The sequence below is a fragment of the Enterobacter sp. CRENT-193 genome (assembly GCF_002787395.1).
GTDB lineage: Bacteria > Pseudomonadota > Gammaproteobacteria > Enterobacterales > Enterobacteriaceae > Enterobacter > Enterobacter hormaechei_C.
The window spans coordinates 2,904,544-2,928,468 of record NZ_CP024812.1 but is presented as its reverse complement, the minus strand read 5'-3'; the positions used below and the strand labels follow the sequence as shown (position 1 = coordinate 2,928,468).

25 protein-coding genes and 5 pseudogenes are annotated in these 23,925 nt (G+C 50.9%); 9 read left to right on the top strand and 21 right to left on the bottom strand.

Annotated features, from left to right (window positions below):
* Window positions 1-13: 13 nt before the first annotated feature.
* Window positions 14-709, bottom strand: a complete 696-nt coding sequence (locus CU081_RS14665) for a gamma-glutamylcyclotransferase (protein WP_058647472.1) — start codon at window positions 707-709, stop codon at window positions 14-16.
* Between the two features lie 176 nt (window positions 710-885).
* Window positions 886-1,116: a putative cation transport regulator ChaB gene (chaB, locus tag CU081_RS14660; RefSeq protein WP_022651373.1), complete on the bottom strand. Its 231-nt coding sequence runs from the start codon at window positions 1,114-1,116 to the stop codon at window positions 886-888.
* A 268-nt stretch (window positions 1,117-1,384) separates the two neighbouring features.
* Here chaB and chaA point away from each other — a divergent pair, with 268 nt between their 5' ends.
* Window positions 1,385-2,485 carry a sodium-potassium/proton antiporter ChaA gene (gene chaA, locus CU081_RS14655; protein ID WP_100185498.1) on the top strand — a complete coding sequence of 367 codons (1,101 nt, stop codon included), beginning with the start codon at window positions 1,385-1,387 and terminating at the stop codon, window positions 2,483-2,485.
* Between the two features lie 106 nt (window positions 2,486-2,591).
* On the opposite strand, the gene kdsA is transcribed toward chaA, so the two are convergent.
* From kdsA to hemA, 6 genes are read right to left on the bottom strand one after another with little or no spacing between them, the layout of a single operon-like run.
* Window positions 2,592-3,446, bottom strand: coding sequence for a 3-deoxy-8-phosphooctulonate synthase (gene kdsA / locus CU081_RS14650; RefSeq protein ID WP_003856671.1), 855 nt, complete (start codon window positions 3,444-3,446; stop codon window positions 2,592-2,594).
* A 36-nt stretch (window positions 3,447-3,482) separates the two neighbouring features.
* Entirely contained in the window at window positions 3,483-4,292 is an 810-nt protein-coding gene (sirB1, locus tag CU081_RS14645; protein ID WP_003856670.1) for an invasion regulator SirB1, read from the bottom strand.
* Between the two features lie 3 nt (window positions 4,293-4,295).
* Window positions 4,296-4,688, bottom strand: a complete 393-nt coding sequence (gene sirB2, locus CU081_RS14640) for an invasion regulator SirB2 (RefSeq protein ID WP_003856669.1) — start codon at window positions 4,686-4,688, stop codon at window positions 4,296-4,298.
* Complete coding sequence (gene prmC / locus CU081_RS14635; RefSeq protein ID WP_003856668.1) at window positions 4,685-5,515, bottom strand: peptide chain release factor N(5)-glutamine methyltransferase; 831 nt, start codon at window positions 5,513-5,515, stop codon at window positions 4,685-4,687. The genes sirB2 and prmC overlap by 4 nt, the downstream gene beginning before the upstream one ends.
* Entirely contained in the window at window positions 5,515-6,597 is a 1,083-nt protein-coding gene (gene prfA / locus CU081_RS14630; RefSeq protein WP_003856667.1) for a peptide chain release factor 1, read from the bottom strand. Before prfA ends, prmC begins: the two co-directional genes overlap by 1 nt.
* 41 nt (window positions 6,598-6,638) lie before the next feature.
* Window positions 6,639-7,895: a glutamyl-tRNA reductase gene (gene hemA, locus CU081_RS14625; protein WP_003856666.1), complete on the bottom strand. Its 1,257-nt coding sequence runs from the start codon at window positions 7,893-7,895 to the stop codon at window positions 6,639-6,641.
* A 201-nt stretch (window positions 7,896-8,096) separates the two neighbouring features.
* On the opposite strand from hemA, the gene lolB reads away from it, so the two are divergent.
* From lolB to dauA, 4 genes are all read left to right on the top strand, one after another.
* Window positions 8,097-8,708: a lipoprotein insertase outer membrane protein LolB gene (lolB, locus tag CU081_RS14620; protein WP_003856665.1), complete on the top strand. Its 612-nt coding sequence runs from the start codon at window positions 8,097-8,099 to the stop codon at window positions 8,706-8,708.
* The gene (gene ispE / locus CU081_RS14615) at window positions 8,705-9,574 is read left to right on the top strand and encodes a 4-(cytidine 5'-diphospho)-2-C-methyl-D-erythritol kinase (RefSeq protein WP_003856664.1); all 870 of its coding nucleotides are present in this window, start codon (window positions 8,705-8,707) and stop codon (window positions 9,572-9,574) included. The genes lolB and ispE overlap by 4 nt, the downstream gene beginning before the upstream one ends.
* A 125-nt stretch (window positions 9,575-9,699) precedes the next feature.
* A complete protein-coding gene (gene prs, locus CU081_RS14605) occupies window positions 9,700-10,647 on the top strand; it encodes a ribose-phosphate diphosphokinase (RefSeq protein ID WP_003856663.1) in 948 nt (315 codons plus the stop codon).
* 124 nt (window positions 10,648-10,771) lie between these two features.
* Window positions 10,772-12,451 (top strand): C4-dicarboxylic acid transporter DauA, encoded by a 1,680-nt coding sequence (gene dauA / locus CU081_RS14600; protein ID WP_003856658.1) that lies wholly within the window; start codon window positions 10,772-10,774, stop codon window positions 12,449-12,451.
* Here the strand turns inward: dauA and CU081_RS14595 are convergent.
* Both CU081_RS14595 and ychH read right to left on the bottom strand, forming a co-directional pair.
* The gene (locus CU081_RS14595) at window positions 12,437-13,495 is read right to left on the bottom strand and encodes a MerR family transcriptional regulator (protein WP_022651374.1); all 1,059 of its coding nucleotides are present in this window, start codon (window positions 13,493-13,495) and stop codon (window positions 12,437-12,439) included. The genes dauA and CU081_RS14595 overlap by 15 nt on opposite strands.
* Before the next feature lie 120 nt (window positions 13,496-13,615).
* Window positions 13,616-13,891 carry a stress-induced protein YchH gene (gene ychH / locus CU081_RS14590; protein WP_003856655.1) on the bottom strand — a complete coding sequence of 92 codons (276 nt, stop codon included), beginning with the start codon at window positions 13,889-13,891 and terminating at the stop codon, window positions 13,616-13,618.
* 274 nt (window positions 13,892-14,165) lie between these two features.
* Between ychH and pth the strand changes: the two genes are divergently transcribed.
* Together pth and ychF are read left to right on the top strand one after the other, a co-directional pair.
* Complete coding sequence (gene pth / locus CU081_RS14585; RefSeq protein ID WP_006810922.1) at window positions 14,166-14,750, top strand: aminoacyl-tRNA hydrolase; 585 nt, start codon at window positions 14,166-14,168, stop codon at window positions 14,748-14,750.
* A gap of 126 nt (window positions 14,751-14,876) precedes the next feature.
* Window positions 14,877-15,971 (top strand): redox-regulated ATPase YchF, encoded by a 1,095-nt coding sequence (gene ychF, locus CU081_RS14580; RefSeq protein ID WP_003856650.1) that lies wholly within the window; start codon window positions 14,877-14,879, stop codon window positions 15,969-15,971.
* A gap of 49 nt (window positions 15,972-16,020) precedes the next feature.
* On the opposite strand, the pseudogene CU081_RS26565 reads toward ychF, so the two are convergent.
* The 8 genes and pseudogenes from CU081_RS26565 to CU081_RS14540 all read right to left on the bottom strand — a co-directional run.
* Window positions 16,021-16,311 (bottom strand): annotated as a pseudogene (locus tag CU081_RS26565) (YciI family protein).
* Between the two features lie 100 nt (window positions 16,312-16,411).
* Window positions 16,412-16,777: a hypothetical protein gene (locus CU081_RS14570; RefSeq protein WP_003856647.1), complete on the bottom strand. Its 366-nt coding sequence runs from the start codon at window positions 16,775-16,777 to the stop codon at window positions 16,412-16,414.
* 16 nt (window positions 16,778-16,793) lie between these two features.
* Window positions 16,794-17,174 carry a hypothetical protein gene (locus tag CU081_RS14565; RefSeq protein ID WP_022651375.1) on the bottom strand — a complete coding sequence of 127 codons (381 nt, stop codon included), beginning with the start codon at window positions 17,172-17,174 and terminating at the stop codon, window positions 16,794-16,796.
* Between the two features lie 79 nt (window positions 17,175-17,253).
* Window positions 17,254-17,730: a hypothetical protein gene (locus CU081_RS14560; RefSeq protein WP_003856645.1), complete on the bottom strand. Its 477-nt coding sequence runs from the start codon at window positions 17,728-17,730 to the stop codon at window positions 17,254-17,256.
* A 26-nt stretch (window positions 17,731-17,756) separates the two neighbouring features.
* Window positions 17,757-18,239 carry a hypothetical protein gene (locus tag CU081_RS14555; protein WP_003856643.1) on the bottom strand — a complete coding sequence of 161 codons (483 nt, stop codon included), beginning with the start codon at window positions 18,237-18,239 and terminating at the stop codon, window positions 17,757-17,759.
* The gene (gene comJ, locus CU081_RS14550) at window positions 18,236-18,523 is read right to left on the bottom strand and encodes a competence protein ComJ (protein WP_003856641.1); all 288 of its coding nucleotides are present in this window, start codon (window positions 18,521-18,523) and stop codon (window positions 18,236-18,238) included. Before comJ ends, CU081_RS14555 begins: the two co-directional genes overlap by 4 nt.
* A 443-nt stretch (window positions 18,524-18,966) precedes the next feature.
* Window positions 18,967-19,173, bottom strand: coding sequence for a hypothetical protein (locus CU081_RS14545; RefSeq protein WP_022651377.1), 207 nt, complete (start codon window positions 19,171-19,173; stop codon window positions 18,967-18,969).
* A 5-nt stretch (window positions 19,174-19,178) separates the two neighbouring features.
* Window positions 19,179-20,363, bottom strand: a pseudogene (locus CU081_RS14540) (RHS repeat domain-containing protein); the annotation flags it as partial.
* Between CU081_RS14540 and CU081_RS14535 the strand changes: the two are divergent.
* Window positions 20,359-20,756 (top strand): annotated as a pseudogene (locus CU081_RS14535) (DUF933 domain-containing protein); the annotation flags it as partial. The pseudogenes CU081_RS14540 and CU081_RS14535 overlap by 5 nt on opposite strands.
* 520 nt (window positions 20,757-21,276) lie before the next feature.
* Here CU081_RS14535 and CU081_RS14525 read toward each other — a convergent pair.
* The 3 genes and pseudogenes from CU081_RS14525 to CU081_RS26845 all read right to left on the bottom strand — a co-directional run.
* Window positions 21,277-21,795 (bottom strand): hypothetical protein, encoded by a 519-nt coding sequence (locus CU081_RS14525; protein WP_022651381.1) that lies wholly within the window; start codon window positions 21,793-21,795, stop codon window positions 21,277-21,279.
* Between the two features lie 629 nt (window positions 21,796-22,424).
* Window positions 22,425-23,213, bottom strand: coding sequence for an Appr-1-p processing protein (locus CU081_RS14515; protein ID WP_044704307.1), 789 nt, complete (start codon window positions 23,211-23,213; stop codon window positions 22,425-22,427).
* Window positions 23,214-23,366: 153 nt separating this feature from the next.
* Window positions 23,367-23,525: pseudogene (locus CU081_RS26845) on the bottom strand (RHS repeat domain-containing protein); the annotation flags it as partial.
* Here CU081_RS26845 and CU081_RS14505 point away from each other — a divergent pair.
* A pseudogene (locus CU081_RS14505) lies at window positions 23,512-23,919 on the top strand (DUF933 domain-containing protein); the annotation flags it as partial. The pseudogenes CU081_RS26845 and CU081_RS14505 overlap by 14 nt on opposite strands.
* Between the last annotated feature and the right edge of the window lie 6 nt (window positions 23,920-23,925).

The window sequence follows — 23,925 nt, the reverse complement described above, 5'->3', positions numbered from 1 at the left end:
GCCGGGCGTATTATCAGGCAAAACCTAGCCGCAGCGTATTGCTGAGCGGGTTCCCTTCCAGCAGCGCTTTCACCTTCACCACCAGCTCACTCAGACAGTCGTCCTGCATACCGAGACGCGTCAGCTCCTGATCGAGCGAGAAAAGGTACTGGGCGTTAGTACCCAGCGGTCCACTGGCGGCGGCAATCAGCGGGGCAATCACCTGGGTTCGGGTGTCGGCTTCATACAGCGGGTGGCGCGGATCCATAATGAACACCAGCGCGTTGACGGTGCGGCCGTCATCCAGTTCCAGCTTGCACCAGCTGGGCATATAGCAGCCGGTGATCATCTCGCGCTTCCACAGCAGCGTCAGCTCATCTTCCAGCGTGGTATCCGGCAGCCGGTATGCCACGCCCGTGGTGCGCCCGCCCTCTTTTAGTGCAAGCATGCGTCCTGGCTGACACGCGCTGCCGCGTCCGGCGGTCAGGCGCAAACAGAAGGCGCGGTGCCAGCCAGGCAGCGTTCCGGTTGCCGATTCAACAAATTCGAGCGCCGGGTTCCACATCAGCGAGCCGTAACCAAAGATCCAGACCGGGCCATCATCCGGGCGGCAGGCCAGCGTTGCCGCAAGCGACGCCGCACGTTGTTCAGCCGACCACAGAAGCGATTCCTCAATAGCACCAAATGCCGTCTTACAATCTGCCTTCATCAAGAAATCACGCGTCAACACATTCCACCTCCGCCACTGCATGCTTCCTTGCGACATCTGTAATTCGCCTTCCCGGCATTCTGTGCTGTTCATTTTAACAGCAGTTGAGCAACGATAAGCAATTCGCGGGCCAGATGCAATACAGCGGCAGGTCAACCGCCTGAAATGTCAAAAGGGAGGCAGCGTATTATTCGCGGCTATTTCTTTTTGTGCCATTTATCATCGTCCCCTTTCTCATAGTCATTTTTTACGGCGGCCCAGGCCACCTTATGGGCCGTCTCTTCGTGGCTGGCATCGTCCCGGCGATCTTCTTTATCTTTGTACTGATCCCAGGCGCTGTTAAAGGCTTCTTTGTAGATATCCTGGGCGTGGGCAGGCAATACGTTTTGCACGTTATCTGGTAATTCGCTTTTCGATTTGTATGGCATCGTTAACCTCTCTTTTGGCTAAAAGATAAGTGTGGACGACGATACGCGAGGGTGCCAGCCGACAGAAAGAAACGAACAACTTAAAAATACAACTTATTGTTATTAAACCATTATTTAATGTAGATAGGACATTATAAGCCTCAGGCATAAAAATTATAATAAAGGGTAAAATTAAGTAAAAAATACAGGGTATTTAACAGATTTCTGTTAATTTAATACTTTTAAAATCTATCTATAATTACAAGCACCTGCATTGTTGGAGAAACACATGACAGCAACACACGAGGCGGTGAAAACCCGCCACAAGGAGACCTCTCTCATTTTCCCGGTTCTGGCACTGGCTGTGCTGCTCTTCTGGGGAAGCAGTCAGTCATTGCCAGTGGTTGTGGGGATCAATATTCTGGCTCTGGTGGGTATTTTAACCAGCGCATTTAGCGTGGTACGCCATGCGGATGTTTTAGCCCACCGTCTTGGAGAGCCGTATGGGTCATTAATTTTAAGCCTTTCGGTTGTGATTCTTGAAGTCAGTCTCATTTCCGCATTAATGGCCACCGGCGACGCCGCGCCAACGCTAATGCGCGATACGCTCTATTCCATCATTATGATTGTTACCGGCGGCCTGGTCGGTTTTTCACTTTTATTAGGTGGTCGCAAATTTGCCACCCAGTACATGAACCTTTTTGGCATTAAACAGTACCTGATCGCCCTGTTCCCGCTGGCGATTATTGTGCTGGTATTCCCGATGGCGCTGCCGGGTGCAAATTTCACCACCGGCCAGGCGCTGCTGGTGGCGCTGATTTCCGCGGCGATGTACGGCGTGTTCCTGCTGATCCAGACCAAAACGCACCAGAGCCTGTTTGTTTACGAGCATGAAGACGACGGTGACGACGATGACCCGCATCACGGTAAGCCGTCGGCTCACAGCAGCGCGTGGCACACGGTTTGGCTGATCGTGCATCTGATTGCCGTTATTGCGGTCACCAAGATGAATGCGAACCCGCTGGAGGCGCTGTTAACTGAACTGAACGCGCCGGTCGCCTTTACCGGTTTCCTGGTGGCCCTGTTGATCCTGTCGCCAGAAGGCCTGGGAGCGCTGAAAGCGGTGCTCAATAATCAGGTGCAGCGGGCGATGAATCTGTTCTTTGGCTCTGTTCTGGCGACCATCTCCCTTACCGTTCCGGTGGTGACGTTGATTGCCTTTATGACGGGAAAAGAATTGCAGTTTGCGCTGGGTGCGCCAGAGATGATTGTGATGGTGGCATCCTTGCTGCTGTGCCAGATTTCCTTCTCCACCGGCCGCACCAATGTGCTGAACGGCGCGGCGCATATGGCGCTGTTTATTGCGTATCTGATGACGATATTTGCGTAATTTTTTTGCGGGGTGGCGCTGCGCTTACCCGGCCTACAAAACCCGTAGGCCCGCGCAAGCGTAGCGCCGCCGGGCAAAGAAAAACCCGCCGAAGCGGGTTTTTTTATTAGTTGCTGGTATCCAGCTCGTCGAAGCTCTTCACCAGATCGTCAATCGCTTTGATCTGTTTCAGGAACGGCTCCAGCTTATCCAGCGGCAGCGCGGATGGACCGTCGCATTTCGCGTTAGCCGGATCCGGGTGCGCTTCAATGAACAGACCCGCCAGGCCGGTTGCCATACCGGCGCGCGCCAGTTCGGTCACCTGCGCACGACGCCCGCCAGACGCGGCGCCAAACGGGTCGCGGCATTGCAGGGAGTGGGTCACGTCGAAAATCACCGGAGACTGGTTAGAGACGTTCTTCATCACGCTGAAGCCCAGCATATCCACAACCAGGTTGTCATAACCGAAGTTTGAACCACGGTCGCACAGGATAACCTGGTCGTTACCGCCTTCGATAAACTTGTCGACGATATTACCCATCTGGCCTGGGCTCACGAACTGCGGTTTTTTCACGTTAATCACGGCACCGGTTTTCGCCATCGCTTCTACCAGGTCAGTCTGGCGAGCGAGGAACGCCGGAAGCTGAATCACGTCTACCACATCAGCCACGGGCTGTGCCTGAGACGCTTCGTGCACGTCGGTGATCACTTTCACGCCAAACGTCTGTTTCAGCTCCTGGAAAATCTTCATCCCCTCTTCCAGGCCCGGGCCACGGTAGGAGTGAATGGAGGAGCGGTTGGCTTTGTCAAAAGAGGCTTTAAACACGTACGGGATGCCCAGCTTTTGGGTCACGGTCACGTAGTGTTCGCAGATGCGCATAGCGAGATCGCGGGATTCCAGCACGTTCATACCGCCAAACAGCACGAACGGCAGGTCGTTTGCCACGTTGATATCACCAATGCTAACCACTTTTTGTTTCATAGGATCGCCTTATTCAGGTGTGAATCGGAATTAAGATTAATGCAGTGTAATGTGTTTATGCGCGATCGCGTTGATCTGCGCGCGGATCATCTCGCTGATCGGGTCTTCCGGACATTGTTCGACGAAATAATTTAAATCATTCAGCGCCACGTGCTCGCAGTCGAGCTGCGCATAAATCAGGCCGCGGTCGCGGATTTCGTACGGATCTTCCGGATTGAACTGCAACAGCACTTCGCTTGCGCGCAGGGCCAGCTCCATCTGACGCTCTTCCATCAGCGCAGACTTCAGCGTATCCAGGAGCTTGCGGATCACTTCAGCGTTATCGGCTTCATCGAGATCTTCATTGAACAGCTCAGCTATCGGGCTGATGTTGCCTTTCAGCCAGACGTCCAGCGTATGCTCATCCAGCGTGTCGCCGTTGAACGGATTGATTAACCACATCTCACCGTCCAGCCACTCCGCCCGCAAAATCATCTGCGTCGGGAAAATGACTGGCACCAGTGGAATCTCCAGCTCGTGCGCAACCCACAGTAAAATGGCGCCCAACGCGACGGCGCTGCCCTGACGATTTTTCAACACCTGGTCCAGCCACAGTGCGTCAGACAGGCGGTACACGCCTCGCGTGTCGCAGAAACCCCATTCGCCGTAGAAAAGCTCAATCAGCTTCTCTAATTGCCAGTCCTGCGGACGTGCCTGATTGATCTCTTCGCGCGCCAGGCTGACCAGATTCTCCAGTTCAGCGTAAACGTACTGTGACGTAAAATCGTCGCGGATCATCTCTGAAATCAGGATCATACCATCGCAGAGCGGCACTTTGTTAAATTCGAAATCGGCTAAGGACCTCATGACTTACCCCAGTAACGGTATTCTTGTGGTGGCGAGTTTAATGATGATGTACAGCACCACCAGACCCAGCAAAAAGGCGATAAACCCTGTCTGCTGGCTGCGCGGACGATGACGCCCAAGCGCGATAAAACCCAAAACGATGTAGATGATAACGCCAAACAGCTTTTCAGTCAGCCATGCGCCTTTATCAGTAAATGGCAGATAGCCGGTCTTCCACATTAACCCGGCTCCGGAAAGGAACAGCACCGTGTCGATACAGTGCGGGGCGATGCGTACCCAGCGGGCGTTAATCAGCGGATTGTTGTTGTAGCGCCACCAGTAGCGGGCAATAAAAAAGCCAATGGTCAGGGCAACGGAAACCAGGTGAACGGAGATCAGCAGCGTAAACAGGCTCATGACCGCTGCCCCAGCGTCAGACGTTCATTGCCGCCGTAATCCCGGCAGGTTTCCACGGCAGCGTATCCGGCATGCGTAAACAGCGCTCGCACCGCCTCTCCCTGCGTCCAGCCATGTTCCACCAGCAGCCAGCCACCGGGAAGCAAATGTTGCCGTGACGTTGTCACAATGTGATCGAGATCCGCAAGTCCCTGATTCGCAGCGACCAGCGCGGTCAACGGTTCAAAACGCACGTCGCCCTGCGCGAGATGCGGATCGTCTTCGTCGATGTAGGGCGGATTGCTGACAACCATTTCAAACATGCGGCTTTCAAGCGCGGCAAACCAGCTGCTTTGCAGAACGGAAACATTGTTCAGCCCCAGCCGTTCAACGTTGCGCCGCGCGAGGGCGACCGCATCAGGCATCACGTCTACCGCCGTCACGGTGCAGTCTGGCCGCTCGCTGGCAAGCGCCAGCGCAATCGCCCCGGTGCCGGTGCCGAGATCGAGGATCTGACACGGCTGCGCTGGTAACCGCGCCAGCGCCTGCTCCACCAGACACTCGGTGTCCGGGCGCGGGATCAGCGTGGCCGCTGAGACGTACAGTGGAAGGGACCAGAACTCGCGCTCGCCAACCAGATGCGCCACCGGCTCGCCGGTTTTACGGCGGGCAAGCAGCGTCTCCAGCTGCGATTGCTGTTCAGCGGTCAGCGCGGTTTCGCCGAAAGCCAGCAGATACGTGCGGGCTTTACCCGTCACATGCTCAAGCAGAATTTCGGCGTCGCGCTTCGGGCTTTCACTTGCGGAAAGCTCACTGGCGGCATGGCGTAACCAGCGCTGAAAATCCATTAATCCTGCTCGGACAGTGCCGCCAGCTGGTCGGCCTGGTATTCCTGCACGATAGGCTCAATCAGCATATCGAGCTTGCCTTCCATTGCCTCATCCAGACGGTACAGCGTCAGGTTGATGCGGTGGTCGGTTACGCGCCCCTGCGGGAAGTTATAGGTGCGGTTACGATCGCTACGGTCGCCGCTGCCCAGCAGGTTACGGCGGGTAGAGGCTTCCGCCTGCTGGCGTTTCGCCATTTCCGCCGCGTGGATACGGGCGCCCAGCACGGATAACGCCTTAGCTTTGTTCTTGTGCTGGGAACGTTCATCCTGACACTCAACCACAATCCCGGTGGGCAGGTGAGTAATACGGATAGCGGAGTCGGTGGTGTTAACGTGCTGACCACCTGCCCCTGAAGAGCGGAAGGTGTCGATGCGCAGATCCGCCGGGTTGATATCCGGCAGTTCCGCTTCCGGCAGCTCCGGCATCACCGCCACCGTACAGGCCGAGGTATGAATGCGCCCCTGCGATTCCGTCGCAGGCACGCGCTGCACGCGGTGACCGCCGGATTCAAATTTCAGTCGACCGTACACGCCGTCACCGCTGATTTTGGCGATAACCTCTTTGTAGCCGCCATGCTCGCCTTCGTTGGCGCTCATGATCTCCACGCGCCAGCGACGGGATTCGGCATAACGGCTGTACATACGGAACAGATCCCCGGCGAACAGCGCCGCTTCGTCGCCGCCGGTACCGGCGCGGACTTCCACAAAGGCGTTACGCTCATCGTCCGGATCTTTCGGCAGCAGAAGCACCTGAAGCTGCTGCTCCATCTCTTCTGAACGCGCTTTCGCATCCTGTAACTCTTCCTGCGCCATCTCGCGCATCTCAGGATCGTCGAGCATCATCTGCGCGGTTTCGATATCTTCCTGGACCTGTCGCCAGTCGGTAAAGCATTTTGAAACATCACTTAACTGCGCGTATTCACGCGACAGCGCGCGAAAACGTTCCTGGTCGGCAATGGTCCCGGCATCGCCGAGCAGCGCCTGGACTTCTTCATGGCGCTCGTGCAGAGCTTCCAGTTTAGCGACGATAGAAGGCTTCATAGGCGTAAATGCACCTTGTCTTAGAAAATGGGTATAGGGCGCTATTCCAGCCCGAGGCTGTTGCGCAGAATTGTCAGGCGTTCATCGTCCCCGTCACGGGCAGCCTGCTGAAGAGATTTGGTTGGGGCATGGATCAGGCGGTTGGTCAGTTTCCAGGCCAGATCCTGCATAATCGCCTGCGCGTCGCCGCCCTGTTCAAGGGCCGCTAACGCTTTGGCCGTCAGGTCATCACGCACCTGCTCCGCCTGACCGCGGTATTCGCGGATGGTCTCGCTGACGCTTTGCGCGCGCAGCCAGGCCATAAATTCACTGGTTTCCTGCTCAACGATAGTTTCCGCCTGCACAGCCGCCGCCTTACGCTGGGCAAGGTTGTGCGAAATGATGCTTTGCAGGTCATCCACGCTGTACAGGTAGGCGTTCGCCAGTTTGCCCACTTCCGGTTCGACATCACGCGGAACGGCGATATCCACCAGCAGCATCGGCTGATTGCGGCGGGATTTCAGCGCACGCTCGACCATCCCTTTCCCGATAATCGGCAGCGGGCTGGCGGTAGAGCTGATAATAATGTCCGCCTCTTTCAGACGTTCATCGATGTCGCTCAACGCAATCACCTCAGCGCCCACTTCATCTGCCAGCACCTGTGCACGTTCGCGGGTGCGGTTGGCGATGATCATCTTCTTCACCTTGTGTTCGCGAAGATGGCGCGCCACCAGCTCGATGGTTTCGCCCGCCCCCACCAGCAGTACGGTGACGGTCGACAGCGATTCGAAGATTTGACGGGCAAGGGTACAGGCCGCGAAAGCAACCGAAACCGCACTGGCGCCAATGTCGGTTTCGGTTCGCACACGCTTCGCCACGGAGAATGACTTCTGGAACATTCGTTCAAGTTCGCTGGCTTTCAGATGCCCTTTCTGGGAATCCGCGAAGGCTTTTTTCACCTGGCCGAGGATCTGCGGCTCGCCCAGCACCAGCGAATCCAGACCGCTGGCCACGCGCATCAGATGGCTGACCGCATCGTTATCCTGATGCCAGTACAGGCTGTTGCGCAGCTCTTCTTCGTTGAGGTTGTGGTAGTCACATAGCCAGCGGATCAGCGCCTCGTGAAGGTTGTCCTGCTCCTCCACGCTTAAATAGAGCTCGGTACGGTTGCACGTCGACAGCACCACGCCACCCTGCACCATCGGCTGTGCAAGCAGGCTGTCCAGCGCCAGGTCGAGCGTATCCGGCGAAAACGTAACGCGTTCTCGCAGTGAAACCGGGGCCGTTTTGTGGTTAATACCGAGTGCTAATAGGGTCATGTTGAGCGGGAGTAGTACCAGCGTTAATAAGGTTAGCAGGACGCATCATACAGGATGCGCGAGATCAATAAAAGAGACTGCCCCCTTTCGGAGTAATAGCTTACGCCACGCTTTGAGATAATTTGAACGTAGACGGTGGCACCCTTCAACGCTAGCATTAACAGTTATAACTGCAACGTATCTCAAGGATTTGTCATCATTATGACCCGAATGATTCGCCTGCTGCCTCTGGCGGCCCTGGTTCTGACCGCCTGTTCCGTTCATCAGCCGAAAGGCCCGGGCAAAAGCCCTGACTCACCGCAGTGGCGTCAGCACCAGCAGGACGTGCTGAAATTAAGCCAGTATCAGACCCGCGGTGCATTTGCTTATCTCTCTGACGAGCAAAAAGTTTACGCTCGCTTCTTCTGGCAGCAAACGGGTCAGGACAACTATCGCCTGCTGCTGCTGAACCCGCTGGGCAGCACCGAACTGGAGCTGAACGCGAAGCCTGGCGAAGCGCAGATTACCGATAACAAAGGCCAGCACTACACGGCAACCGACGCCGAAGAGATGATTGGCAAGCTGACCGGGATGCCGATTCCGCTCAATAGTCTGCGCCAGTGGATCCTTGGCCTGCCGGGTGACGCAACCGACTACACGCTCGACGATCAATACCGTCTGAGCCAGGTAAACTACACCCAGGGCGGTAAAACCTGGAAAGTGGTGTACAGCGCGTATGACAGCAAGACTCAACCGTCGCTGCCGTCCAATATGGAGCTGACGCAGGGTAGCCAGCGTATCAAGCTGAAAATGGACAACTGGATCGTTAAATGATGACCCACTGGCCCTCTCCCGCAAAACTGAACCTGTTTCTCTACATTACCGGGCAGCGCGCTGACGGCTATCACACCCTGCAAACGCTGTTTCAGTTTGTCGATTACGGCGACACGATCTCCATCGAACCGCGTCAGGACGGGCAGATTCACCTGCTGACGCCGGTCGACGGCGTGGCGCATGAGGATAACCTGATCGTGCGCGCTGCTCGCCTTCTGATGAAAACGGCGTCGTCGTCGGGTCGTCTGCCAGCGGGAAGCGGTGCGGATATCCGTATCGACAAACGCCTGCCAATGGGCGGCGGTCTTGGTGGCGGTTCATCGAACGCCGCGACCGTACTGGTGGCGCTTAACCACCTCTGGGACTGCGGTCTGACGACGGACGAACTGGCAGCGTTAGGATTGACGCTGGGCGCCGATGTACCGGTGTTTGTGCGCGGCCACGCGGCGTTCGCTGAAGGTGTCGGTGAAATCCTCACGCCGGTCGATCCGCCGGAAAAATGGTATCTGATCGTTCACCCTGGCGTGAGCATTCCTACCCCGGTCATCTTTAAAGATCCTGACCTGAAAAGAAATACCCCGGTACGGTCAATAAAAACGTTATTAAATTGTGAATTCAGCAACGATTGCGAGGATATCGCAAGAAAACGTTTTCGCGAGGTTGATGCGGTGCTTTCCTGGCTGTTAGAATACGCGCCGTCGCGCCTGACCGGTACAGGGGCCTGTGTCTTTGCTGAATTTGACACCGAAACCGCCGCCCGTCAGGTGCTTGAGCAAGCGCCGGTTTGGCTGCATGGTTTTGTAGCGCGCGGGATGAACATCTCCCCCCTACAGCAGGCCATTCTGGCGCAGACTGAGTTTCGGTGACAACGTCACCCTGTTCCAGACGTTGCATCGCGCTCTTTAATACACCGCCTGGATAGCGTTTGCTTAGGCCCCGCAGTTTGCGGCGAACGCTATCCACCACTGGACGCATGCCTGAGGTTCTTCTCGTGCCTGATATGAAGCTTTTTGCTGGTAACGCCACCCCGGAACTAGCACAACGTATTGCCAACCGCCTGTACACTTCCCTCGGCGACGCCGCTGTAGGTCGCTTTAGCGACGGCGAAGTCAGCGTACAAATTAATGAAAATGTACGCGGTGGTGATATTTTCATCATCCAGTCCACCTGTGCTCCAACGAATGACAACCTGATGGAATTGGTTGTTATGGTCGACGCGCTGCGTCGTGCTTCTGCTGGCCGTATCACTGCTGTTATTCCTTACTTTGGCTATGCACGTCAGGACCGTCGCGTCCGTTCCGCGCGTGTGCCAATCACCGCTAAAGTTGTCGCTGACTTCCTGTCCAGCGTCGGCGTTGACCGCGTACTGACGGTTGACCTGCACGCAGAGCAGATCCAGGGCTTCTTCGACGTGCCGGTTGATAACGTATTCGGCAGCCCAATCCTGCTGGAAGACATGCTGCAACTGAATCTGGACAACCCGATTGTGGTTTCTCCGGACATCGGCGGCGTGGTACGTGCGCGTGCTATCGCGAAGCTGCTGAACGATACCGACATGGCGATCATCGACAAACGCCGTCCGCGCGCTAACGTTTCTCAGGTGATGCACATCATCGGTGACGTGGCTGGCCGTGACTGCGTGTTGGTGGACGACATGATCGATACCGGCGGTACGCTGTGTAAAGCCGCTGAAGCGCTGAAAGAGCGTGGTGCGAAACGCGTATTCGCTTACGCCACTCACCCGATCTTCTCCGGCAATGCAGTAAACAACCTCCGTAACTCCGTCATTGACGAAGTTGTGGTGTGCGATACCATTCCACTGAGCGACGAGATCAAAGCGCTGCCAAACGTGCGTACGTTGACTCTGTCCGGGATGCTGGCCGAAGCGATTCGTCGTATCAGCAACGAAGAATCCATCTCTGCAATGTTCGAACACTGATCGAACACGGCCAAAAAACCCGCTACGGCGGGTTTTTTTGTTTATAGTATTTATTTGTATGACTTATGCCTCCTTCACCTGCCATTCATATGACAGATGATGCGCACACGGATGATAGATAATTGTGAAAAAAGTAACCTCCTCACATGTTCTGCCCTTTCGCGCCCTCATCGACGCCTGCTGGAAAGAGAAATACACGTCGTCACGCTTTGTTCGTGACCTGATAGCCGGGATCACCGTCGGGATTATTGCCATCCCGCTGGCGATGGCGCTGGCGATTGGTAGCGGCGTCGCGCCGCAGTACGGGCTGTACACCTCGGCCGTTGCGGGGATTGTGATTGCGCTGACGGGCGGGTCCCGCTTCAGCGTCTCCGGCCCGACGGCCGCCTTTGTGGTGATCCTCTACCCGGTTTCCCAACAGTTTGGTCTGGCAGGCCTGCTGGTTGCCACCCTGATGTCCGGCATCTTTTTAATTCTGTTTGGTCTGGCCCGCTTTGGTCGCCTGATTGAATATATTCCCCTTTCCGTAACGCTGGGGTTCACCTCGGGGATAGGGATTACCATCGGGACCATGCAGATCAAGGATTTCCTCGGCCTGCAAATGGCCCATGTTCCGGAGCACTATTTACAGAAAGTGGGCGCGCTGTTTATGGCGTTGCCGACGGCCAACCTGGGCGATGCGGCCATTGGCATCGTTACCCTCGGCACACTTATCGTCTGGCCTCGCTTAGGCATTCGTCTCCCGGGGCATCTGCCCGCTCTGCTGCTGGGCTGCGCGGTGATGGGCGTCGTCAACCTGCTCGGTGGACAGGTCGCCACCATTGGCTCCCAGTTCCACTATGTTCTGGCGGACGGCTCACAGGGCAGCGGCATTCCGCAGCTGCTGCCGCAGCTGGTTCTGCCGTGGGACATGCCGGGCTCCAGCTTCACCCTGAGCTGGGATTCCCTTCGCGCTCTGCTGCCCGCTGCATTCTCCATGGCAATGCTGGGCGCGATTGAATCTCTACTGTGCGCCGTTGTGCTCGACGGCATGACCGGCACTAAGCATAAAGCCAATAGCGAGCTGGTCGGCCAGGGCTTAGGGAACATCGTTGCACCGTTCTTCGGCGGTATTACGGCTACGGCTGCGATTGCCCGTTCCGCCGCGAACGTACGTGCGGGCGCGACATCACCGGTTTCGGCGGTCATTCACTCCCTGCTGGTGATCATGGCGCTGCTGATCCTTGCCCCGCTGCTTTCATGGCTTCCGCTCTCTGCCATGGCTGCGTTGCTGCTGATGGTGGCCTGGAACATGAGTGAGGCGCATAAGGTGGTTAACCTGCTGCGCCGCGCGCCGAAAGACGACATTATCGTGATGCTGATCTGCATGTCGCTGACCGTGCTGTTCGATATGGTTATCGCTATCAGCGTCGGCATAGTGCTGGCCTCGCTGCTGTTTATGCGCCGCATCGCGCAGATGACGCGTCTCTCCCCGGTTAACGTTGAGGTGCCTGACGATGTGCTGGTGCTGCGCGTGATTGGTCCGCTGTTCTTCGCCGCAGCGGAAGGTTTGTTCAGCGATCTGGAATCCCGCATCGCGGGCAAACGGATTGTGGTGCTGAAGTGGGATGCCGTCCCGGTGCTGGATGCCGGCGGTCTGGATGCCTTCCAGCGCTTTGTTGCCCGCCTGCCGGAAGGCTGCGAGCTGCGGATAAGTAACCTCGAATTCCAGCCCCTGCGCACCATGGCGCGCGCAGGCGTGCAGCCGATCCCTGGCCGATTGTCCTTCTACCCTAACCGTGAAGCTGCATTAGCGGATCTGTGAGTCATCTGATGCAGAGACGCGTCTTTGCATCATCACCCCGATCGCCTGCTGGAGCCATTCAAGCACGGCAGGCGTCATCCACGTGCCTTTCATCAGATGCGGCTCCTGCTGCATGGCGAGGCGAAATTTTTGCTGGGTCTGCGGGTTTGTTCCCGCATAGGACTGGAATAAAACCAGCCACTTTTCTGCCAGCTTTTGCGCATCGTCAGAAGCGGGACTGAGATTATCTCGCTGCGCCTGATGCAGCTTCGCCACCAGCGGCGGCCACTCCATCATCCGGTCAAAGTAGTGCGCCCGGGTAAAGGCCATCTCTTCGGCAGTGAGATATTTCTCCCAGATGCTGAGCTTTGATTCGGCAAACGCCCGCGTGATGTAATCAGTTATCTCCGGCGTAATGCCGGTTTGCTCCTGCATCTGCGGCTCCACGCTGTGCATCTCGTTCAGGCGGGTCAAAAATTCCGGTTTGCCTGCGGTATCCTGCTCCAGGCGTTCCATCCACCGTGAAGCCAAATCGGTCGCCCGCGCGTCCGTGACGCTGACGTTCTGTTCCAGCAAGTGTTTAACCTCCCTCACCAGCCCCGACCAGATATCCGCCAGCGCCTCTTTCTCTACCGCAAACGGCAGTTGCTGCAACTCTTCTTTGCTAAACCAGCGATCGTACATATTCATTAACTCCAGAGTCTGTAGCCAGGATTCCAGATCCGGCGTCGCATCGTCGGTCAGCCCGGTACGCAATTCCACCAGCCGGTTGCGCAGCGTATGGATACTACGCAGTTGCTTGTCCAGCAGAGTGATTTGCCCGTCGAGTAATTCGGCTAATGACAGCGAACGCTGTTTCAGAAAATCCCTGATTTCGGCAAGCTCCAGCCCGGCTTTTGCCAGCGTCTGGATCATATGCAGACGCTGCACATCCGCCAGGTTATAAAGCCGGTAGCCTGCCGCGCTTCTGGCAGAAGGTAACAACAGCCCTGTTTGCTCGTAGTGATGCAAAGTCCGCACGGTGATCCCGGCACGTTTCGCCAGTTCTCCCACCTGTATCAACATAACGGCTCCTTTTGTTCTGCCAGTGTCGTTACTCTGAAGCCTTACGTTACGTGAGGGTCAATGCGTCATGCAAAAAAAAACGACTTCAGATGAAGTCGTTTCGGTGTTCTTTATGGGGCACTAGCTATGCTTGCGCTGGTCGCGGCGGCATCGTTTATCGTAATGACGCACCCACCAGTATTTATCGCAGACTTCCTCATGTCCGCTCACGCGCGCCCCGGCGAGCCACAGTACCGCACCGAGGAAGATACTCAGCACCGCGCCATGCGCAAAGTATTGTGGGAGGTCAAGCTGCGGTAATTGGTTTAAGATTGAATAACCGACACCGGCGACCATCACGAACAGTCCCAACCCCATTAGCACGTTACCGAGCATTGAAGCGTTTTTGCGTTTCATATGTCACCTCCGGAACTTTGGGTTGTCAGGGGAAAAGCCCCTTCTCCTTGTGTGTAAAGTATAGACAACGCCTCTTATATGAGTTGCGTGAATGATCACATTTACTGATAACTCCCGGACAAAAATTTACAAATAAGACATTGAACAGCTTGAAATTCTAATTATTCAAAGAAGAAATTATTCGCATTTCGGTGTACAGCAGGCAGAACTTTGTCAAGCGGCGCGCCAGACAGTAAACTACGCGCCAGATCTGGAACCCATTAGGAAGTAAATCGTGACGATTAAACTGATTGTCGGCCTCGCCAATCCGGGCGCAGAGTATGCCGCTACCCGCCATAACGCCGGCGCCTGGTATGTTGATCTGCTGGCGGAGCGTTTGCGCGCTCCCCTGCGTGAAGAACCCAAGTTTTACGGGTATACCTCACGCATCAATCTTGCGGGTGCTGACGTGCGGTTGCTGGTGCCAACCACCTTTATGAACCTGAGCGGCAAAGCCGTGGCGGCCATGGCAACGTTTTATCGCATCAATCCGGATGAGATCCTGGTGGCCCACGACGAACTGGACCTGCCGCCAGGCGTGGCGAAGTTCAAACTGGGCGGCGGTCATGGCGGCCACAATGGTCTGAAAGACATCATCAGCAAACTGGGTAATAACCCTAATTTCCACCGTTTGCGCGTGGGAATCGGCCATCCGGGCGATAAAAACAAAGTTGTTGGTTTCGTACTGGGTAAACCACCGGTTTCTGAGCAGAAGTTGATTGACGAAGCGGTGGACGAAGCGGCCCGCTGCACCGAGATTTGGCTTCAGGATGGCCTGACAAAAGCCACCAATCGACTGCACGCTTTCAAAGCGCAATAATCGGCGCCCCGGGGCTTTTTTACCGCGCGTCGCGCGGGTTACGTGTATAATAGGCGTAGTTATTTACTTTTCTTCAATCGGTTATCGTTAACGGATTGATTATCAAGATATTAAGGTGATTTAGAAATGGGATTCAAATGCGGTATCGTCGGTCTGCCAAACGTGGGCAAATCCACCCTGTTCAACGCGCTCACCAAAGCAGGTATTGAAGCGGCGAACTTCCCGTTCTGTACCATCGAGCCGAACACCGGTGTTGTTCCTATGCCCGATCCGCGTCTGGACCAGCTCGCGGAAATCGTGAAGCCGCAGCGCATTCTGCCAACCACCATGGAGTTCGTGGACATCGCGGGCCTGGTAAAAGGCGCATCCAAAGGTGAAGGCCTGGGCAACCAGTTCCTGACCAACATCCGTGAAACCGAAGCGATCGGCCACGTTGTGCGCTGCTTCGAGAACGACAACATTATCCACGTTAACAATAAAGTGGATCCAGCTGACGACATCGACGTCATCAACACCGAGCTGGCCCTCTCTGACCTCGACACCTGCGAACGCGCCATTCACCGCGTGCAAAAGAAAGCCAAAGGCGGCGACAAAGACGCGAAAGCGGAACTGGCTGCGCTGGAAAAATGTCTGCCACAGCTGGAAAACGCGGGCATGCTGCGCGCGCTGAAAAACCTGACTGACGAAGACAAAGCGGCGATCAAATACCTGAGCTTCCTGACCCTGAAGCCAACCATGTACATCGCCAACGTTAACGAAGACGGTTTCGAGAACAACCCGTATCTGGACAAAGTGCGTGAAATCGCTGCGGCTGAAGGTTCTGTAGTGGTTGCGGTTTGCGCTGCCGTTGAATCTGATATTGCAGAGCTGGACGACGCCGATCGTGAAGAGTTCATGGCCGAGCTGGGTCTGGAAGAGCCGGGCCTGAACCGCGTGATCCGCGCGGGCTATGAGCTGCTGAACCTGCAAACCTACTTCACCGCTGGCGTAAAAGAAGTGCGTGCGTGGACCATCCCTGTGGGTGCGACCGCGCCTCAGGCGGCTGGTAAGATCCACACCGACTTCGAGAAAGGCTTCATTCGTGCGCAGACTATCGCGTTTGAAGACTTCATCACCTACAAGGGTGAGCAAGGCGCGAAAGAAGCAGGCAAGATGCGTGCGGAAGGGAAAGATTACATCGTTAAAGATGGCGACGTGATGAACTTCTTGTTTAACGTTTGATTTGAATGAAAAAAATCCACGCTTTGGCGTGGATTTTTTTATTGTGAGGTTAAAACACATTGTCTAAGAGATCAGTTTTCATGCTGGAATCTAAGGGAATGATTTCGGCAGACACAAGCCTAACGCCTGAAAAGAGCCCTCGCGCTAGCGCTCTTTAAGAGATGCAGGACTCTCAGATTTAGCGAGAATGACCCCACCAGTTCTTGGGATCCGTCTTCCGGAAGTCAGAAATATCCCCTCTGAATACCCTTTTTTAGTCACTCAACATGAGAAGGTATCGTTGCGTCAACCTCCTCAAGGGGTTTATATACGTCAATATGACAATGTAAACCGTAGTCATCTTTTTCCTCGTAGCCTTTTTTAAACTGCTTGATATAACTGCTGATACAGTTCCTTTTTTGCCACCGGTTATAGTTATCATTTTTTTGGCGCTTTTGAACTTAATACGCAGGGCCCGATTGAGACAACACGTTACGCTTCATATCCCAGGAATAAAACCAATCATGCCAGCCATTTTTTTTTGCTGGATAGCTACATACAACGATCACTTCCTTTGACAGGTTGAATGTTAAGTAATAGAAAGTCGCACCTTCAGGAGGGGCAGACCAAAATAGTTTTTCGCCCTGCACATTGAAGATGGTCAAAACGGTTGGTAATGGCTTAGGCTCGCTTAACACAAAGACTAACTGGCGTGTTAAGTCGACCAATGCATAGCTTAAAAATGGCACACTAACCAGTATGTTACTTTCACCACACGCCCATTGAAGCAGGTCTTTTTCTTTAATACAAATGAGATTTTCAATCATTGGTAAACCTCAACGTTTAAAGTTTGATCTGCTTCAAATCACCTTCAAAAAGCCCCACAAGATATACCCGGTATCGGGCTGGCTGCACTTCTTTATACGTTAATATAGCGGAAAACTCTTTTAAACACTTTGAACATGTGTTTTTCGAAACATCTAATTGGCTTTCATCATAGCTATATTTCTTATGTTCACTATCAAGCTTCACACCTCTCATTTTCTTAACCAAAAAGCATTTTACCTCTTCTGTGAGCGTGTCAAACTCATATGAGTTTACGATAGAGTAGACTATTACCCCCTCGCATTCAGGGCATGTTATTTCCTTTCCATACTCTATGAAATCATTGTCAATGCCATCAAGGACTAATAACTTCTTTTTCAGTCGATTAGTAAGTTTCATTATTTAAATTTTAAGTTTATCAATAAAAAAGTAAGGCTATAAGAAATGGAGGATTTTATTAATCATTAACATCATTTAGTCAAACATTCCATTCTATATAAACACCACAATCGAAGCTTTTTTCATTAGACTGTACAACAATATTTCCCCATTCATGCCTCCATTGAAATCCATATGGGGGATTGTTAATTTTAAGATTAGGCTTTGATGTTATTTCATTCTCAACCCATACTGTCAAACGCTGCTGCTCATCCGATAAATTACTCAGACTAGCCCTTTTATCCCAATCCTCTAACGTTTTATAAAAACTTCCATCCTTACTAGTAAGGAATAATGATGGAGAAAAAGAAAATGCTGAAGGCCTCAGTTCCAAAATGAAAACTTGATCTTTCCATTTAACATTATCGATAGCGAAATAAAAAGGACCTACTGTAGTCAATGGCGAGAAAAACTTGTAAAATGCGGAATTTTTAAAAGTATCAACATCTTTTAATTCGATGGGGTAGTTGTTAATTTCTACAAATCCAGTATGAACATCAAGTTTCATTTCTAACATATCTAAACCACCTTTTTTGGAAGTGACTACTTTATATTCCAAACTATATATACCCCATGATTAAATGACTTTGTCTCATATGAGACTGAAACCCGCCCCCACTCAAAGTTCCACCTAATGATGTCTGTTTCCGTGGTATCAGGCGTGTCCAGGTTCAGTGATTCTTTCAGCCAATCAGACAGGCTTTTCACTGATTCATTTAGCATGTGAACATTAGTTCGTGCATTCCAATCATTTAATGATTTATAGTATTGACTATTTTTATCAACAAGATGAAGCATAAAATGAAAACCATAGCACACCGGGCGTATAGTAACTTGAAATTCTTTATCGAAAAACATTACTAAGTCAACAAGGTAGTGATTCGACATATTTTTATTTACAGCTTTGCGTTTTACTAATTCGTGGTATAAATCACACTTACAAAAGCCTTCTTCAGTATCTATTTTTAAAGGAAGACCATCAAGGTTTAGCTCACCGGTAATCGGGTTGAATTTAAATTCAATCATGCGACCTGAAGCTTATTTTTATTTGTAATAAAAAATGGCACTACAATGCAGCGTTGAGCAGTTTCATCTAATATAAAAGAATTATCTATTTTGATATCGACGTTGGCTCCAAATGCGTCCTCTGGTAATGGGTCGAATATAACATAATCTTTGTGAAGAACAGCACCTTGAGAAACATTGCCTTTTCCCCAGTAATTCAGCTTTTCGTCATAGTCTCTGGATCGCAACAACATTTGACTATGTGAAATCAGTAGCTCAACTATTTGTATTTTTTTATCATTCATTACATTACCTCGATTTTTATTATCGTTCTACCGATAATGTGGGGTCAGTCCATTAAAAATAAAATGCTTGTGAAATTCTTTAAGGGGTTAATGATTAGCTGTAATATGAAAACTGATAGGGGAAGCACCCTTCCCCTGCTGCTCAAACTTTGAGCAGCATGTTAGTAACAAGCGCAAACCCTTAAACCCCCATTATAGTTTAATTAGGATATTCGGCAACAACTAACCGCCTGATTTAGTCCTCTCCATTATACAAATCACCAGCATAATTAAATATTTTCAATTATTTTTTCTGTGAGATCAGCGTAACTAATAATTTCCTAAACGCCATTGCTGATATTTTGATTGCCGGTAAAGATAATTTTCATCTCTTTACCGAGCCATTCCCAACCAAAAAAATATAAAAAACGAACGGAAAAATAAATCCCCCACGTAATTATCTGTCAACAAAAATAAAAGTAAATATCCCGTATTAAATCTCCATCAACTTCATCAAAAGTTCTGGTTTTGATTTTATTAAAGTCAGCTAAAATACCTTTCACTGGCACAGTAGACTTTGATATATCATCATAAAATGCTTTTTGTTGACTTTCCGGAACATATTTTTTTATTAAAAAAACAAGATTCTTTCGTAACTCTTCATCTGTCATCGCTTTTACTCCGGAATTATAGTAACACGTTCAAAAATAACAGGGTAATTACGTTCGATTGGTAGCAACTGTAATACCCCACTTTTACCATACTCAGGATATGCACTGGTAAAAAGCTCATATCCAGGCCCTCGACCACCATTGGCAAGAGGTACTTGCACCTGAGGCACTCCATTTTTATACAGTTGTAATGTATCAAACTCACCTAATAAACGTGCATCACTCCATGAATCAGGATTACCTTTCTCATAAAAAATTTGATAGGCGTCCCTGGCTTCATGTGCAGATTTATATTTCGTATACCCAAAATAACTTAACGGGGCTGATTTATTTTCTATTGTCTGTGGAGCATATTTGCTATCCATATAACGATATGCTGTAGAAGGCATAGTCGAACTAGGGCCATTTGGACCAACATAGAAATCAGGTTTTGTTTTACCGCTACACTCGCGGCTCAACCCCCACGGATCCACCCACCCCAGCGCATTCGGCGCATACTGGTAAAGGTTTATCCCCCCCGCCAGCCCTATCGGGTCCTGCTGCGTAAACCTTCCGCAGTCCGGGTCATAATACCGGAACAGATTGTAGTGCAGCCCTGTCTCACGATCCAGGTATTGCCCCTGCATACGCAGGTTCTGGGAATATCCTGATACCTGCGTCTCGCTTTCCCGCAGCAGTTTGCCCCAGGCACTGTTCACCCCTTCCCAGCGCACCTGCCCTTCGCTATCCGTCATCCGCTCCGGTGTGCCGTTGGGCTGGCAGTGGAACCAGAAGATTTCCGGGGCATCAACGCCGTCAATACGTGCCAGCGGATCGTAGCTGTCCTGATCGCTGTAGACGTAGGTCAGCGGCACATCCCCGTGCACCTCCTGCAACAGCCGGAACCCTTCCCAGACAAACCGGGTGGTGACCGGCTTGCCGGTCGGCTGCCCAAACAGCATCTGGCGGCGCGTTTTGCTGATGCGTCGTCCGAGTGGGTCATAGCGGAAGCTGACCTGCGTCTGCGGCCTGTTGCGGTCCCGCGGCTGGCTGATGACCTCCGTCAGGCGATGCTCGCTGTCGTAGCGGTAGTGCCAGCGGGTCTGGCCGTTATCCTTCTCCACGGTGCGGCCGTGGATGTCATAGCGCCAGCGAATGCCGTTCAGCTGCGTCAGGCGGTTGTGCGTGACCTTCTCAGCAGACTCTTCAAGCGATAAAGGTTCTGTAGTGGTAGCGTTTTGGAACGCGGTTGAATCCGATATCGCTGAAATGAACGACGCCGATCGTGAAGATTTCATGGCCGAGCAGGGTCTGAACCGCGTGATCCGCGCGGGCCATGAGATGCTCAGCCTGCAAACCTACTTCACCGCGGGCGTAAAAGAAGTGCGTGGACCATCCCTGTGGGTGCGACTGCGCCTCAGGCGGCCGATAAAATCCACACCGATTTCGTGAAAGGCTTTATTCGTACACAGACTATCGTGTTTGAAGACTTTATCACCTACAAGGGAGAGCAAGGCGCGAAAGAAACAGGCAAGATGCGTGCGGAAGGCAAAGATTACATCATTAAAGATGGCGATGTGATGAACTTCTTGTTTAACCTTTGATTTGTTTTTAATGGGAAAAAATCCCCGCTTGGGCGTGGATTTTTTTTTACATGGTAAAGAGAATGATGTCGGCAGTCGCAAATTTTAACGTCTGAAAAGGGTGCTGGTGTAAACGCTCTGCTGGTCAGGCAAGTCTCTCACCTTTAGCAGGTATCCCCCCTTTGCGTACGCCAGTTTCAGGCACTCTTGTCGCTGTAATTTTAATGTTAAATGTGAATTTAGTACGAAGGTCCTGATCTAGACAACGCGTTACGCTTCATATCCCAAGAATAAAACCAATTATGCCAGCCATTTTGTATTACTGTAAAATTACATACAACAACCACTTTCTTTGACTGGTTTAATGTTAAGTAATAGAAAATAGCACTTTCAGGAGATGCAGACCAAAATAGTTTTTCACCCTGAGCGTTGAAGATGGTCAAAACGATTGGTAACGGCTTTGTCTCGCTTAACACAAACACAAATTGGCGTGTTGAATCGACCATTGTATTGTCTAAAAATGGTTTGCCGAAAATATATTTTATCCTTTAGCGATCAAAACGCTTCTATGATCAGTTTCATTTTTTATCCAGAACATTTCATCTTGAGGTAACGATCCATTACTGCAAAAATCAACAAGTTCACCTTGCCAACCATCAGGAACATATTCTTGATAATGCATACTCTCAACATATTCCGAATATAATCTTTTATTATCAAAGTCTATAAATAAATCCGGCATAAGTTCATATATATCCCACCAAATTGTTTTTTGCGAAAGCCTTTTATAAAACTCCTCAGCAATGTCATCCTTATCGTATGAATAACCATCGTTAATTAAACCTTCAATGAATATCTGCGCGTTTTCTTCATTTACAACTGGTATGTCATATCTTTCCTTATGGGTATTCTGTAGGTTTATTTCCACCCCACTTTTCACAAAATCCTCTACCCATTTTACTCTGTCTAAGACCCACATTTCCTTGAACGCAACGAACCAATAAAATCTTCCTTCATACTTAACTATCACAAGGAGTTCGTCATCTTTATTGATATTCATATAGTAACCTATCTTACATTCCCGGAGCCTGGAATCGCTACTTCTTCAAGCCATTCTGCCCATATTGATGGTAATTCACACGACCTACCTGGCGTTGTCGGATCCACGCGTAATGTTTGATTTTTTTATAGAGTAACGAACTTATCCCTTTTGCGCAGATAGAACTCTAGATATTTTTTAGGTCTATCCTGAAACGCACGCTCTTTGCTGTAGTTATAAGCATCGTTAAAATATTTATACGCTTCCTCGAATTGATTTAACTCATAACAGACCATGCCGAGATCGATTAAGGGTGCAGTGTCTATATCCGATCCACGTGTCCGTAATGTCGTTTTTCCCCATTTGTTTTCCTCAGCATAATCCGCAAGATCAAAACATGCGCTGTACATGCAGGCAGCGATCCAGTTGGCGAGTTCCCATTCGAGCTTTGGCTCAGGAAGCGCTTGCCAGGCTTTTTGGTTTTGCTCTAAAGCCTCGGCGTATTTTTGGTTGTCGTGAAACTCGTTCCTTTGATCAATAGTATATTGTTATAGATATTATAATACTTAAGATCATGTCCTTTTAAATGAAAAACTTTGCCTAAGAAACCGCCAAAAACACCATGATCTATGGTTAAATTTTATTTAAAATTATAAAGTTATTACATTGCAATCAATCATTTTATAGCAAATATTTTTTAGTATTAAGGACTCTATAACATTCCAATCACCACCACCGAGGCCAGCTCCTATCCTTGGCATTTGTATAGAAAGGCGATTAACTAAAGCAAAGTCAGATAATTTTTCAAGACAAACTTTCAGAGAGTCATAACATACGTATTGTTTTTTGTCGTTGATATTTTTCTTTATACCATCCTGCGCATACATATTCGCAATAAATATCTTCTCCTGAGCATCAACCATAACAAAATCAACCACCCCTAATTCTGGGAAGTTATTTTCTTTGAAGCAACTAAGATAGCTTTTTTTTGCCGCAGGATATTTATTTGAAAGGGACAGAACAAAACCTTTACCCCACTTCCCTTTATTATTCACAATATGAGCAATAACTGTGGATTTTTTCAAAGGTTCCACAGCATCTCCAGACAAGTATTTTATTCGCTTTTTTTCTTGCAATGAACCCGTTGATGTTTGCCAGAAAACTTCAAATTCCTCATTTGAAATTTCTTCGGCGTCACTTAAGTTCAGGTCGCTTTTCTTACCATCATACAGCAGGAAGCCAACTTTTTCTTTTTTATCTAGCAAAGAGGAAGAAGCATAATAATTTCCATCTATAATATTTATTTGTCGCGTGGCTACTTCTCCTATGAACTCATTGAGAATAGTCCCTTCACCTGCAATAAAATCAACACTTCCTTTATAATATTTTTTCACCTCAACCACAACTCCTCCCACTTTTAACAATTCTTTTAGAGACAACGAGATCTTTTGTGTTTAAGATCAAAAATGTATTTTTCCGGGGTTCAATTACATCTAAGCCAGTTACATCTAATTTTACCTGTAACGCTTGATGATAACCCAAAGGATCACTTCTATATTGATTGACTGTTGGGAATGTCACAATGTATGAGGGTAACGGAAGCTGACCTGCGTCCGCGGCCTGTTACGGTCCCGCAGCTGGCTGATGACCTCCGTCAGGTGATGTTCACCGTCATAACGGTAGTGCCAGCGAATGACGTTCAGCTGCGTCAGACGGTTGTGCGTGACCTTCTCAGCAGAGTCTTCAAGCGGTAAAGGTTCTGTAGAGGTAGCGGTTTACGCCGCGGTTGAATCCGATATCGCTGAAATCATCGACGGCGACCATAAAGAGTTCATGGCTGAGCGGGGGCTGAACCGCGTGATCCGCGCGGGCTATGAGCTGCTCAGCCTGCAAACCTACTTCACCGCGGGCGTGAAAGAAGTGAACGCGTGAATCATCCCTGTCGGTGCGACTGCGCCTCACGCGGCCGGTAAGATCCACACCGACCTTGAGAAGGGCTTCATTCGTGCGCAGACTATCGCGTTTTAAGACTTTATCACCTGCAAGGGTGAGCAAGGCGCGAAAGAAGCAGGCAAGATGCGTACGGAAGGGAAAGATTACTTCGTTAACGAGGTTCATGTGGTGAACTTCTTGTTTAACGTATGATTTTTT